General features: G+C 69.8%; 9 protein-coding genes and 1 tRNA gene. 1 reads left to right on the top strand and 9 read right to left on the bottom strand.

All coding sequences use genetic code 11. From position 1 onward, the window contains the following. Window positions 1-176: 176 nt before the first annotated feature. The 9 genes from HDA33_RS00720 to HDA33_RS00680 all read right to left on the bottom strand — a co-directional run bounded on the left by HDA33_RS00720 (window position 177) and on the right by HDA33_RS00680 (window position 12,089). On the bottom strand, window positions 177-4,073 hold the full coding sequence (locus HDA33_RS00720) for a DNA-directed RNA polymerase subunit beta' (protein ID WP_184173688.1): 3,897 nt from the start codon (window positions 4,071-4,073) through the stop codon (window positions 177-179). Window positions 4,074-4,156: 83 nt separating this feature from the next. Continuing rightward, window positions 4,157-7,663, bottom strand: a complete 3,507-nt coding sequence (gene rpoB / locus HDA33_RS00715; RefSeq protein WP_184169854.1) for a DNA-directed RNA polymerase subunit beta — start codon at window positions 7,661-7,663, stop codon at window positions 4,157-4,159. A 316-nt stretch (window positions 7,664-7,979) separates the two neighbouring features. Beyond that, complete coding sequence (rplL, locus tag HDA33_RS00710) at window positions 7,980-8,366, bottom strand: 50S ribosomal protein L7/L12 (protein WP_017487847.1); 387 nt, start codon at window positions 8,364-8,366, stop codon at window positions 7,980-7,982. Window positions 8,367-8,435: 69 nt separating this feature from the next. Further along, window positions 8,436-8,957 (bottom strand): 50S ribosomal protein L10, encoded by a 522-nt coding sequence (gene rplJ, locus HDA33_RS00705; RefSeq protein ID WP_184169851.1) that lies wholly within the window; start codon window positions 8,955-8,957, stop codon window positions 8,436-8,438. 415 nt (window positions 8,958-9,372) lie between these two features. After that, entirely contained in the window at window positions 9,373-10,080 is a 708-nt protein-coding gene (gene rplA / locus HDA33_RS00700; protein WP_184169848.1) for a 50S ribosomal protein L1, read from the bottom strand. A gap of 78 nt (window positions 10,081-10,158) precedes the next feature. After that, a complete protein-coding gene (gene rplK / locus HDA33_RS00695; RefSeq protein WP_184169845.1) occupies window positions 10,159-10,590 on the bottom strand; it encodes a 50S ribosomal protein L11 in 432 nt (143 codons plus the stop codon). Between the two features lie 132 nt (window positions 10,591-10,722). Next, window positions 10,723-11,577 carry a transcription termination/antitermination protein NusG gene (gene nusG / locus HDA33_RS00690; RefSeq protein ID WP_184169842.1) on the bottom strand — a complete coding sequence of 285 codons (855 nt, stop codon included), beginning with the start codon at window positions 11,575-11,577 and terminating at the stop codon, window positions 10,723-10,725. Window positions 11,578-11,681: 104 nt separating this feature from the next. After that, on the bottom strand, window positions 11,682-11,936 hold the full coding sequence (gene secE / locus HDA33_RS00685; RefSeq protein ID WP_158495278.1) for a preprotein translocase subunit SecE: 255 nt from the start codon (window positions 11,934-11,936) through the stop codon (window positions 11,682-11,684). Between the two features lie 80 nt (window positions 11,937-12,016). After that, window positions 12,017-12,089: transfer RNA gene (locus HDA33_RS00680), tRNA-Trp, on the bottom strand. 176 nt (window positions 12,090-12,265) lie between these two features. Here HDA33_RS00680 and HDA33_RS00675 point away from each other — a divergent pair. Further along, window positions 12,266-13,474, top strand: a complete 1,209-nt coding sequence (locus HDA33_RS00675) for a pyridoxal phosphate-dependent aminotransferase (RefSeq protein ID WP_184169839.1) — start codon at window positions 12,266-12,268, stop codon at window positions 13,472-13,474. Window positions 13,475-13,510: the final 36 nt, after the last annotated feature.

Genomic DNA, 13,510 nt, shown 5'->3' with positions numbered 1-13,510 from the left:
AAAGTGTGGCATCTGCCGCGCAAGTACCCCGCGACGTGGACAGCGTCCGATTTGCCACACGAAAAACAATCCTTGCAAGCATACCACGTGCCGGGTCGCCGTCCCACCCGACGGCGAGGGGCCCGCCCCTCCCCCGCTCAGGCGGGAGGGACGGGCCCCTCGGTCGGGCACACGGCTCAGGAGCGGAAGTCGCCCCCGCGGCCGTAGTCGTCCAGCGAGACGGCGTGGAAGTCGCTCTCGCCGAGCTGCTGGTCCAGGCCCGGGTAGTCGAAGTCCGCGAAGCCGGCCGGCGAGGCGAACAGGTTCGCCTTGGCCTCCTCCGTCGGCTCCACCACGGTCTTCGTGTACCGGTCCAGGCCGGTGCCGGCCGGGATCAGCTTGCCGATGATCACGTTCTCCTTCAGGCCCAGCAGCGGGTCGGACTTGCCCTCCATGGCCGCCTGCGTCAGGACGCGGGTCGTCTCCTGGAAGGACGCGGCCGAGAGCCACGAGTCCGTCGCCAGCGAGGCCTTCGTGATGCCCATGAGCTCGTCGCGGCCGGAGGCCGGCTGGCGGCCCTCGGCGACGGCGGAGCGGTTGGCGGCCACGAAGCGCGCACGGTCGGTCAGCTCGCCCGGCAGCAGGTCGGTCTCACCGGACTCGATGACGGTGATGCGACGCAGCATCTGGCGGACGATGACCTCCACGTGCTTGTCGTGGATGCCCACGCCCTGGGACTGGTACACGTTCTGCACCTCGTCCACGAGGAACCGCTGGGCGGCCCGGGGGCCGAGCACGCGCAGGACCTGCTTGGGGTCCACGGCGCCGGCGACGAGCTGGGTGCCGACGGCCACGTGCTCGCCGTCCGCCACCAGGATGCGCGCGCGGCGCAGCACCGGGTAGGCGATCTCCTCGGAGCCGTCGTCCGGGGTGAGCAGCAGGCGCACCGACGCGTCGGTGTCCTCGATGGTCACGCGGCCGGCGACCTCGGAGATCGGGGCCACGCCCTTCGGGGTGCGGGCCTCGAAGAGCTCCTGGATGCGGGGCAGACCCTGGGTGATGTCGTCCGCCGAGGCCACACCGCCGGTGTGGAACGTGCGCATCGTGAGCTGGGTGCCCGGCTCGCCGATGGACTGGGCGGCGATGATGCCCACGGCCTCGCCGATGTCCACCAGCTGGCCGGTGGCCATGGAGCGGCCGTAGCACTTGGCGCACGTGCCCACGGCGGACTCGCAGGTCAGGACCGAGCGGACCTTGATCTCCGAGACGCCGGCGCCGACCAGCTGGTCGATCAGCACGTCGCCCACGTCGGCGCCGCCCGAGGCCAGCACGGAGCCGTCCTCGCCGGTGACGTCCTGGGCCAGGGTGCGGGCGAAGGCCGAGTTCTCGACCTGCTCGTGGGCCACGAGCTCGCCGTCCGCGTTCGGCACGGCGATCGTCACGGACAGGCCGCGCTCGGTGCCGCAGTCCTCCTCGCGCACGATGACGTCCTGCGAGACGTCCACGAGGCGACGGGTCAGGTAGCCCGAGTTCGCGGTCTTCAGCGCGGTGTCCGCGAGGCCCTTGCGGGCGCCGTGGGTGGCGGAGAAGTACTCGAGCACGGACAGGCCCTCGCGGTACGAGGACTTGATCGGACGCGGGATGATCTCGCCCTTCGGGTTGGCCACCAGGCCGCGGATGCCCGCGATCTGGCGCACCTGGAGCCAGTTGCCTCGCGCTCCGGAGGACACCATGCGGTTGATGGTGTTCAGCTCCGGCAGGCCGTCCTTCATGGCCGCGGCGACCTCGTCGGTGGCCTTGTTCCAGATGTCGATCAGCTCGGAGCGACGCTCGTCGTCCGCGATGAGGCCCTTCTCGTACTGCTGCTGCACGCGCAGGGCCTGCTCCTCGTAGCCCTCCATGATGGCGGCCTTGTCGAAGTCGGACGTGATGTCCGAGATCGCCACGGTGACGCCCGACCAGGTGCCCCAGTGGAAGCCGGCGTCCTTGAGGTTGTCCAGCGTCTGGGCGGTGACGACCATCGGGTAGCGCTCGGCCAGGTCGTTGACCAGCTGGCCGAGGCTGCCCTTGGTGGCCTGGGTGTCCAGCCACGGGTAGTCGGCCGGGAGCAGGTCGTTGAAGAGCACCTTGCCCAGGGTCGTCTCGATGACGGCGAGCTCGCCCTCGGACCAGCCCTCGGGGGCCGGCACCGCGGTCGACGGCACGAAGCCGTCCACGCCGATCTTCACCGGGGCGTTCAGGTGCAGGTCGCCGCCGTCGAAGGCCATGACGGCCTCGCCGACGGTGGCGTAGGCGTTGCCCGCGCCGACCGCGTCCGGACGCACCGTGGTCAGGTGGTTCAGGCCGATGATCATGTCCTGGGCCGGCACGGCGACCGCGCGGCCGTCCGAGGGCTTCAGGATGTTGTGGCTCGAGAGCATCAGCAGGCGCGCCTCGGCCTGGGCCTCGGGCGACAGCGGCAGGTGGACCGCCATCTGGTCGCCGTCGAAGTCCGCGTTGAACGCGGAGCAGACCAGCGGGTGCAGCTGCAGGGCCTTGCCCTCCACCAGCTGCGGCTCGAAGGCCTGGATGCCCAGACGGTGCAGGGTGGGGGCGCGGTTCAGCAGCACCGGGTGCTCGGTGATGACCTCCTCGAGCACGTCCCACACCTGCGGACGGAAGCGCTCCACCATCCGCTTGGCGGACTTGATGTTCTGCGCGTGGTTGAGGTCCACGAGGCGCTTCATCACGAACGGCTTGAAGAGCTCGAGGGCCATCTGCTTGGGCAGGCCGCACTGGTGCAGCTTCAGCTGCGGGCCCACCACGATGACCGAGCGGCCCGAGTAGTCCACGCGCTTGCCGAGCAGGTTCTGACGGAAGCGGCCCTGCTTGCCCTTGAGCATGTCGGAGAGCGACTTCAGCGGACGGTTGCCCGGGCCGGTGACCGGACGGCCACGACGGCCGTTGTCGAACAGCGAGTCCACGGCCTCCTGGAGCATGCGCTTCTCGTTGTTCACGATGATCTCGGGGGCACCGAGGTCGAGCAGGCGCTTCAGGCGGTTGTTGCGGTTGATCACGCGGCGGTACAGGTCGTTCAGGTCGGAGGTCGCGAAGCGGCCGCCGTCCAGCTGCACCATCGGGCGCAGCTCCGGCGGGATCACCGGGACCGCGTCCAGGACCATGCCCTCGGGCGAGTTGTCCGTGGTGAGGAACGCGTTGACGACCTTCAGGCGCTTGAGGGCGCGGGTCTTGCGCTGGCCCTTGCCGGTCTTGATGGTCTCGCGCAGCATCTCGGACTCGGCCGCGAGGTCGAAGGTCTGCAGGCGACGCTGGATCGCCTCCGCGCCCATCGAGCCCTCGAAGTACTGGCCGTACTTGTCCCGCATGGTGCGGTACAGGCCCTCGTCGCCCTCGAGGTCGGCGACCTTGAGGTTCTTGAAGCGGTCCCAGACCTGCTCCTTGCGGTCCAGCTCCGCGTCCGCGCGCTTGCGGATCTGCGACATGGTCTTGTCCGCGGCGTCGCGGGCCTTCTTCTTCTCAGCGGCCTTGGCGCCCTCGGACTCCAGCTTGGCCAGGTCCTTCTCGAGGTCGGCGGCCACCGCGGCGATGTCGGCGTCGCGCTGGTCGGCCAGCACGCGGGTCTCCTGGTCGTACTCGGCCTGGAGGTTGGCCAGATCGCGGTGCCGGCCCTCCTCGTCCACCGAGGTGATCATGTACGCCGCGAAGTAGATGACCTTCTCGAGGTCCTTCGGCGCCAGGTCCAGCAGGTACCCCAGGCGCGAGGGGACGCCCTTGAAGTACCAGATGTGGGTGACCGGCGCGGCCAGCTCGATGTGGCCCATGCGGTCGCGGCGCACCTTCGAGCGGGTCACCTCGACGCCGCAGCGCTCGCAGATGATGCCCTTGAAGCGCACGCGCTTGTACTTGCCGCAGGCGCACTCCCAGTCACGGGTGGGGCCGAAGATCTTCTCGCAGAAGAGCCCGTCCTTCTCCGGCTTCAGGGTGCGGTAGTTGATGGTCTCCGGCTTCTTGACCTCGCCGTAGGACCAGCGGCGGATGTCCTCCGCCGTGGCCAGGCCGATGCGCATCAGGCCGAAAGAGTTGTCAGTGGACATGCTGTTCACGCTCATGCTCCGGTGAACTCCCTTGGTTCAGTGGTTCTCAGGTGACGTCTTGTGGATGCGGGATCGGGCCCGGCTCAGACTTCCTCGACCGAGCTCGGCTCGGCGTGGGAGAGGTCGATGCCCAGCTCCTCGGCGGCGCGGTAGACCTCGTCCTCCGCGTCGCGCATCTCGATGGTCTGGCCGTCCGCGGAGAGCACCTCCACGTTGAGGCAGAGGGACTGCATCTCCTTGATGAGCACCTTGAAGGACTCCGGCACGCCCGGCTCGGGGATGTTCTCGCCCTTGACGATGGCCTCGTACACCTTCACGCGGCCGTGGATGTCGTCCGACTTGATGGTCAGCAGCTCCTGGAGGGTGAACGCGGCGCCGTACGCCTCGAGCGCCCACACCTCCATCTCGCCGAAGCGCTGGCCGCCGAACTGGGCCTTTCCGCCCAGCGGCTGCTGCGTGATCATCGAGTACGGGCCCGTGGAGCGCGCGTGGATCTTGTCGTCCACCAGGTGGTGCAGCTTGAGCATGTACATGTAGCCCACGGACACCGGGTCCGGGAACGGCTCGCCGGTGCGGCCGTCGAACAGCTGCGCCTTGCCGTTCTCGCCCATGAGGCGGTCGCCGTCACGGGTGGCGTTCACGTGGCCGAGCAGGCCCGTAATCTCGTACGCCTCCGCGCCGTCGAACACCGGGGTGGCGACGTTGACCGGGTCGGACTGCCGCGGGAAGTTCGGCAGGTCCTTGATCCACTCGGGTTCGCCCTGGATGTCCCAGCCGCGCGAGGCGGCCCAGCCCAGGTGCAGCTCCATGACCTGGCCGAGGTTCATGCGGCCGGGCACGCCGAGCGGGTTCAGCACGATGTCCACCGGGGTGCCGTCCGCCAGGAACGGCATGTCCTCGAGCGGCAGGATCTTCGAGATGACGCCCTTGTTGCCGTGGCGGCCGGCCATCTTGTCGCCGTCGGTGATCTTGCGCTTCTGGGCCACGTAGACGCGCACCAGCTGATTCACGCCCGGGGGCAGGTCGTCGTCCTCGTCGCGGTCGAAGATGCGCACGCCGATGACGGTGCCGGACTCGCCGTGGGGCACCTTCAGGGAGGTGTCGCGCACCTCGCGGGACTTCTCGCCGAAGATCGCGCGCAGCAGGCGCTCCTCCGGGGTCAGCTCCGTCTCGCCCTTCGGGGTCACGCGGCCGACCAGGATGTCGCCGGCCTCCACCTCGGCGCCGATGTGGATGATGCCGCGCTCGTCGAGCTGGGACAGCACCTCCTCGGACACGTTGGGGATGTCGCGGGTGATCTCCTCGGCGCCCAGCTTGGTGTCGCGGGCGTCGACCTCGTGCTCCTCGATGTGGATCGAGGTGAGGACGTCCTCGGAGACCATGCGCTGGGACAGGATGATCGCGTCCTCGTAGTTCAGGCCCTCCCAGGGCATGAACGCGACGAGGAGGTTCTTGCCGAGCGCGAGCTCGCCGTTGTCCGTGGCCGGGCCGTCGGCGATGACGCTCAGCGGCTCCACGCGGTCGCCCTCGGAGACGCGCACGCGCTGGTTGTACGCGTTGCCCTGGTTCGAGCGGGCGAACTTCATGATCGGGTAGTGCGTGGTGGTGCCGTCGTCGTTCATCACGGTCACCAGGTCCGCGGCCACCTCGGTCACGACGCCGGCCGCGGTGGCGGTCACGGAGTCGCCCGCGTCCACGGCCACGTACTTCTCCATGCCGGTGCCCACGTAGGGGGCCTCGGAGCGGAGCAGCGGCACGGCCTGACGCTGCATGTTCGCGCCCATGAGGGCGCGGTTGGCGTCGTCGTGCTCGAGGAACGGGATCAGGGCGGTGGCCGCCGACACCATCTGGCGCGGGGACACGTCCATGTAGTCGATCTCGTCGACGGTGGAGAGCACGGGCTCGCCGTCGCCGCCGCGCTGGCGGCAGAGCACGAGCTCCTCCTCGAAGGTGCCGTCCTCGTCCACCGGGGCGTTCGCCTGGGCGATCTGGTAGGCCAGCTCGTCGTCCGCCGTCAGGTAGTCGACGGTGTCGGTGACACGGCCGTCCACCACGCGGCGGTACGGGGTCTCGATGAAGCCGAAGGAGTTGATGCGGCCGAAGGTCGCGAGCGAGCCGATGAGGCCGATGTTCGGGCCTTCAGGGGTCTCGATGGGGCACATGCGGCCGTAGTGCGAGGGGTGCACGTCGCGGACCTCCATGCCCGCGCGGTCGCGGGAGAGGCCGCCGGGGCCCAGCGCGGACAGGCGACGCTTGTGCGTCAGGCCGGCCAGCGGGTTGTTCTGGTCCATGAACTGGGACAGCTGCGAGGTGCCGAAGAACTCCTTGATCGCCGCCACCACGGGGCGGATGTTGATCAGGGTCTGCGGGGTGATCGCCTCGACGTCCTGGGTGGTCATGCGCTCGCGCACGACGCGCTCCATGCGGGACAGGCCGGTGCGGATCTGGTTCTCGATCAGCTCGCCCACCGCGCGGATGCGGCGGTTGCCGAAGTGGTCGATGTCGTCGATCTCGACGCGCACGTCCACGGCCTCGCCGTCACGGACACCCTTGACGGTCTTCTCGCCGGCGTGCAGCGCGGCGATGAAGTGCACCATCTGGACGATGTCGTCCTCGGTGAGCACGGAGGCGTTGGGGTCGCCCAGGTGCACGTCCACGCCGAGCTTGCGGTTGAGCTTGTAACGGCCCACCTTCGCCAGGTCGTAGCGCTTCGGGGTGAAGTACAGGTTGTTCAGCAGCGTCTGGGCCGCGTCGACGGCGGCCGGCTCGCCCGGGCGCAGCTTGCGGTAGATGTCGAGGAGGGCCTCATCCTGGTCCGCGGTGCCGTCCTTCTCGAGGGTGGCGCGGATGGAGTCGTAGTGGCCGAACTCCTCGAGGATGCGGGACTCGGTCCAGCCCATGGCCTTGAGCAGCACGGTCACGGGCTGCTTGCGCTTGCGGTCGAGGCGGACGCCGACCTGGTCGCGCTTGTCCACCTCGAGCTCGAACCAGGCGCCGCGCGAGGGGATGATCTTGGCGGAGAAGATCTCCTTGTCGGAGGTCTTGTCCGGGGTGCGCTCGAAGTAGGCGCCCGGGGAGCGGACCAGCTGGGAGACGACGACGCGCTCGGTGCCGTTGATGATGAACGTGCCGTTGCGGGTCATCAGCGGGAAGTCGCCCATGAAGACGGTCTGCTGCTTGATCTCGCCGGTCGTGTTGTTCATGAACTCGGCCTTGACGTACAGCGGGGCGGCGAAGGTCGCGTCGCGGTCCTTGCACTCCTCCTCCGTCATCTTCGCGTCGGCGAACTCCGGCTCGGAGAAGGACAGGGACATGGTGCCCTGGAAGTCCTCGATCGGGGAGATCTCCTCGAAGATGTCCGTGAGGCCGGAGGTGACGGGCACCGAGTGGTCGTCGGCCGCCTGGGCCTCCTCCACGCGGGCGACCCAGCGCTCGTTGCCGATCAGGCGGTCGAACGACTCGGTCTGCAGCGCCAGCAGGTCCGGCACGTCCAGCGGCTCGGAGATCTTGGCGAAGGAGATGCGTCCGGCGGAGGCGCCGGATCGCGGGGAGACGGTAGCGGTTTCGTTGGAGGTGCTCGAGGCGACCACGTAGGATCCTTCCACAGGCCTTCTGGGGTTCCGTTCCACTCCCCTTCGTCCGCTCGCGCGAGCGCCCGGGCCCACCGCTATATGAAGGCCGCACGGGACCGTGCGGCCGTTCTCTCGGACATGGCGTCCTGTGGGCGGCACGGAACAGGGGAGGTGCAAAGATCCATCCTAGCCCTGTCCGGCCCGCGTGTCCAGCAGCCGCTCGGCCGCTCGGGCCGCTCCCCCGAGCACTCCCCCGGACGCCGCGAGGCCCCCGGTCCGCTGTGCGGATCCGGGGGCCTCGTGGCGAAGCGTGATGCGGCTCAGGCCGCGATCATCACTTGAGGGTGACGGTGGCGCCGGCGCCCTCGAGCTGCTCCTTGGCCTTCTCGGCGGTCTCCTTGTTGACGCCCTCGAGGATCGGCTTGGGGGCGCCGTCCACCAGGTCCTTGGCCTCCTTCAGGCCGAGGGAGGTGAGGGCGCGCACCTCCTTGATGACGCCGATCTTCTTGTCGCCGGCGGACTCGAGGACGACGTCGAACTCGTCCTTCTCCTCGGCGGCGGCGGCGTCGCCACCGGCGGCACCGGCAGCGGCGGCCACGGCCACGGGGGCGGCGGCGGTGACGTCGAACTTCTCCTCGAACGCCTTGATGAACTCGGACAGCTCGATGAGGGTCAGCTCCTCGAACGCGGCGAGCAGCTCTTCGGTGGTCAGCTTGGCCATGATGGCTCCTTTACGTGTACGTCTTGTCTACGTGTGAAGTGGTGGGCCGTGCAGCCCGGGGCGGACTGCTCAGGCAGCCTCGCCCTGCTGGGCGCGCAGCGCCTCGACCGTGCGGACGGTCTTGGACAGCGGCGCCTGGAACAGGGCGGCAGCCTTGGACATGCTGCCCTTCATCGCGCCGGCGAACGTGGCCAGCAGAACCTCGCGGGACTCGAGGTCCGCGATCTTCTTGATGCCGGCCTCGTCCAGGGGCTGGCCATCCATGTAGCCGCCCTTGAGCACGAGCTTCTCGTGATCCTTGGCAAAGTCACGCAGGGCCTTCGCGACGTTGACCGGGTCACCGGTCACGAAGGCGATCGCGGTGGGACCGGACAGGTGGGCCTCGAGGCCCTCCACGCCGGCTTCCTTGGCCGCGATCTCGGCAAGCGTGTTCTTCGCCACGGCGTAGGTCGCGTCCTGACGGATGGAGTCACGCAGCTGCTTGAGCTCCGTCACCGTCAGGCCACGGTATTCCGTCAGAACAGCGGCGTTGGACTCACGGAACAGGTCCGTGAGCTCAGCCACCGCCGACTCCTTCGCGGACGTCGCCATGGCACTCCTCTCGATGATTCGTGGGGACCGCCTCCCCCGCAAGACGAGAAAACGCCCCGTGCAGATGCACGGGGCGCAGCAGGAGCATCGACGCGATCCGACCAGGGTCGGTCCGCGGATGCGAGCGGGGCTCACGTTCACCTGCGCAGGTCGCCTCCCCGTCAGGGAGATCCTTCGGTGGGCACTGCCCGAGGGCAGGGCACCACGACCGGCGGTCTTCGGTAGGCACCAGCGTACCCCCTGCCCCGGCCCCCGCAAAATCGGCACCCGTCCAGCCGAATGGCCTCCGGCCACGGCCGCGGCAGCGCCGCCGTCACCCGGGGACGACGGTGGCCGGGGACGACGACGGCCGGCCGCCCCGCAGGGGGCGACCGGCCGTCTCGACGGGCCCGGACTCACCGGGACCCGGGCGGGATCAGAGCTCCGAGGAGTCCACCGAGGTCACGTTCGGGTCCATGGACACGCCCGGGCCGAAGGTGGTGGCCACGGTGGCCTTGGAGATGTAGCGGCCCTTGGAGGACGAGGGCTTCAGGCGAAGCACCTCCTCAAGTGCGGCGGCGTAGTTCTCCACCAGGGCCTTGGCCTCGAAGGAGGTCTTGCCGATGATGAAGTGCAGGTTGGAGTGCTTGTCGACGCGGAAGTCGATCTTGCCGCCCTTGATGTCGGTCACGGCCTTGGCCACGTCCGGGGTCACGGTGCCGGTCTTGGGGTTCGGCATCAGATTGCGGGGGCCGAGCACCTTGCCCAGGCGGCCGACCTTGCCCATGAGCTCCGGGGAGGCCACGGCGGCGTCGAAGTCCACCCAGCCGTCGGAGATCTTGGCGATCAGGTCGTCGTCGCCCACCACGTCCGCGCCGGCGGCGCGGGCGGCCTCGGCGCGCTCACCGGTGGCGAACACGACGACGCGGGCGGTCTTGCCGGTGCCGTGGGGCAGGCTCACGGAGCCGCGCACCATCTGGTCGGCCTTGCGGGGGTCGACCGAGAGGCGGAGGGCGACCTCCACGGTGGCGTCGGTCTTGGAGGGGTTGGTCTCCTTGGCGAGGCGGATCGCCTCCACCGGCGAGTAGACGTCCTCGCCGATCGCGGCCTTGGCCGCCTTGTATGCCTTGCTGCGCTGTGCCATCTGCGTTCTTCTCCTTGTGCAGTCGTGGTCTGCGGGCCGCGCTCGGCCCTGCCACTGGAAGGGGGTGGGGGGAGGGCGTCAGCCCTCGACGGTGATGCCCATGGAGCGGGCGGTGCCCGCGATGATCTTGGCGGCGGCCTGCACGTCGTTGGCGTTCAGGTCCTCCATCTTGGTCTGGGCGATCTCCTCGCACTGGGCCTGCGTCAGCGTGCCGACCTTGGCCGTGTGCGGGGTGGCGGAGCCCTTGGCGACGCCGGCGGCCTTCTTGATGAGCTCGGCGGCCGGCGGGGTCTTGGTGATGAACGTGAACGAGCGGTCCTCGTACACGGTGATCTCGACCGGCACCACGTTGCCGCGCTGCGACTCGGTGGCGGCGTTGTAGGCCTTGCAGAACTCCATGATGTTCACGCCGTGCTGGCCCAGGGCGGGGCCGATGGGCGGGGCCGGGTTGGCCGCGCCGGCCTGGATCTGAAGCTTGATCAGACCGGAGACCTTCTTCTTGGGAGCCATGAGTGGATCCTTCTCTCACTGGGGGACCCTCGGCGCAGGAGCGCACCGGGGGCGGTGGCCGCCGTGGCGCGGCGGCCGGTGCCGCGTCCGGGCCGGCAGGCGGCCGGCCCGGTGCGGAAGCGTCGGGTGTCCTCAGATGACCTTGGTCACCTGGTTGAAGGACAGGGTCACGGGGGTCTCGCGCTCGAAGATCGAGACGAGCACCACGAGCTGCTGGGCCTCCGGCTTGATCTCGGAGATCGTGGCCGGGAGGGTCTCGAACGGGCCGTCGTTGACGGTGACCGACTCGCCCACCTCGAAGTCCACGTGGATCGCCGGGGCGGCGGCCGCGCCGGACTCCGCGGACGCGGGGACGGCCACGCCGGCCTTCTCGGCGGCGCGGGCGGCCTCCTGGATCACGGACGGGGCCAGCATGTCGTAGACCTCGTCGAGGGTGAGCGGCTGCGGGTGGTGGGCGTCGTTGCCCACGAAGCCGGTCACGCCCGGGGTGTGGCGCACGACGCCCCACGAGGCGTCGTCGAGGTCCATGCGGACGAGCACGTAGCCCGGGATGCGCACGCGCGAGACGATCTTGCGCGTGGTGTTCTTGATCTCCACGACCTCCTCCATGGGGACCTCGATCTCATAGATCGCGTCCTCCATGTCCTGGGTCAGGATGCGGGCCTCGAGGTTCGTCTTCACGCGCTTCTCGTAGCCGGCGTAGGTGTGGACCACGTACCAGTCGCCCGGCTGGCGCCGCAGGCGGGTGCGCAGCTCCTCGCCGGGGTCAACGGCGGGCTCCTCCTCGACCTGCTCGACGGCGGCCGGGTCGGCCTCCTGCGCGGTGGCATCGGCGGCCTCTTCGCCGTCGACGTCGGGCTCGCCGGCGGCGTCCTCAGCGGGGGCCGGGGCGTCCTGCGCGGTCTCGACGGTCTCCTCCACGGCGCCGTCCTCCTGCACGGAGACGGACTCCTCGGCGGCCTGACGATCCAGTTCCTGCTCGGACACGGTTCCTGCTTTCTGCTGACGGGCGTCGGGCCCTGCCGTCCGGGAGGGCCCTCACGGGGGTGCGGCGGACGCGTCCAGCGACGTCGGGACCGTCCGCGCCGGGCTCAGAGGCCGCCGCCGCCGCCGAACAGGAGGCCCGCCACGGTGCCGAACACCCAGTCCAGCCCCATGACCAGCAGGATCATGAACGCCACGAAGGCGAGCACCACTCCGGTCGTGCGCAGCAGCTCCTCACTCGTGGGGGTGACCACCTTGCGGAGCTCGTCCACCACCTGGCGCAGGAACAGCGCGATCCGCGCGAACAGCCCGCGACGCTGCCTGTCCGGCGCGGGGGTCGAGCCCCCGCCGTTCGCCGCAATGTCAGTCACGTGGCCTCACTCGTCGGATCGCCGAATCGCTTTCTACACGTCCGATGCCGAGCACGAGGCCCGGCATCGAGCAGGGCAGACAGGACTCGAACCTGCAACCTGCGGTTTTGGAGACCGCTGCGCTACCAATTGCGCCACTACCCTTCGGCTCCGGATCCGTCCGGCCGAACCCTCGCGGGATCGACCGTGATCGCGGCACCGGTGATCAAGGATACGCCATCGAGCGGCGCGCGTCGAACGGGCCCGTGGACAGTCAGTACTCTGGGCCTGACGGAGCACGCTCCGTCCCGCCGCCGTCGTCGATCTCGAAGAAGGTCTCCATGAGCGCCCCCGCCCGCCGCGTCTCGGCCCGTCTGGCCGCGATCGCCCCCTCCGCCACCCTCGTCGTCGACGCCCGCGCCAAGGAGCTCAAAGCCGCCGGGCGCCCCGTGATCGGCTTCGGCGCCGGGGAGCCGGACTTCCCCACCCCGGACTACATCGTGGAGGCCGCCGTCGCGGCCGCGAAGGACCCGAAGAACCACCGCTACTCCCCCGCCGCGGGCCTGCCCGAGCTGCGCGAGGCCATCGCCGCCAAGACGCTGCGCGACTCCGGCGTGGCGATCGACGCCGCCCAGGTGCTGGTGACCAACGGCGGCAAGCAGGCCGTCTACAACACGTTCGCCGCGCTGCTGGACCCGCAGGACGAGGTCCTCGTCCCCTCCCCCTACTGGACCACCTATCCGGAGGCCATCCGCCTGGCCGGCGGCGTCCCCGTGGACGTGTTCGCCGGCCCCGAGGCCGGCTACAAGGTGAGCGTGGAGCAGCTCGAGGCCGCCGTCACCGAGCGCACCAAGGCCCTGCTGTTCGTCTCCCCGTCCAACCCCACCGGCGCCGTCTACTCCCCCGAGGAGACCGAGGCCGTGGGCCGCTGGGCCCTGGACCGCGGGCTGTGGGTGATCACCGACGAGATCTACGAGCACCTCACCTACGACGGCATGCCGTTCACCTCGATCCTGAAGGCCGTCCCGGAGCTGGCCGAGCAGGCCGTGATCCTCAACGGGGTCGCCAAGACCTACGCCATGACCGGCTGGCGCGTGGGATGGATGGCCGGCCCGCTGGACGTGATCAAGGCCGCCACGAACCTGCAGTCCCACGCCACCTCGAACGTGTCCAACGTGTCCCAGCGGGCCGCCCTGGCCGCCGTCGCCGGACCGCTGGACGCCGTGGACGAGATGAAGGTCGCCTTCGACCGCCGCCGGCGCGCCATGGTCGAGGCCATGAACGCCGTCCCCGGCTTCCACTGCCCCACGCCGCAGGGCGCCTTCTACGCGTACGTGGACGTCCGCGAGGCCCTCGGCCGGACCTACCGCGGCGGCGTCACCCCGACGACGTCGGCCGAGCTGGCCGCCTTCATCCTCGACGAGGCCGAGGTGGCCGTGGTCCCGGGCGAGGCGTTCGGCCCCTCCGGCTACCTGCGCCTGTCCTACGCGCTGGGCGACGACGACCTCGCCGAGGGCGTGGAGCGGATCCGGGCGCTGCTCTCCGAGTGACCCGATCCCGACGCCCGGGCCCCCGCCGCCGCACGC

Source organism: Micrococcus endophyticus (assembly GCF_014205115.1).
GTDB lineage: Bacteria > Actinomycetota > Actinomycetes > Actinomycetales > Micrococcaceae > Micrococcus > Micrococcus endophyticus.
The sequence above is the reverse complement of the archived record's forward strand: the minus strand, read 5'-3'. Positions and strand labels throughout refer to the sequence as shown.

Bases quoted from the DNA above. Each gene is read 5' to 3' on its own strand.
- rplK (WP_184169845.1), bottom strand. From the start codon at position 10,590: ATGGCTCCCAAGAAGAAGGTCTCCGGTCTGATCAAGCTTCAGATCCAG.
- HDA33_RS00720 (WP_184173688.1), bottom strand. From the start codon at position 4,073: ATGTCCACTGACAACTCTTTCGGCCTGATGCGCATCGGCCTGGCCACG.
- rplJ (WP_184169851.1), bottom strand. From the start codon at position 8,957: ATGGCGACGTCCGCGAAGGAGTCGGCGGTGGCTGAGCTCACGGACCTG.
- HDA33_RS00675 (WP_184169839.1), top strand. From the start codon at position 12,266: ATGAGCGCCCCCGCCCGCCGCGTCTCGGCCCGTCTGGCCGCGATCGCC.
- rplL (WP_017487847.1), bottom strand. From the start codon at position 8,366: ATGGCCAAGCTGACCACCGAAGAGCTGCTCGCCGCGTTCGAGGAGCTG.
- rplA (WP_184169848.1), bottom strand. From the start codon at position 10,080: ATGGCACAGCGCAGCAAGGCATACAAGGCGGCCAAGGCCGCGATCGGC.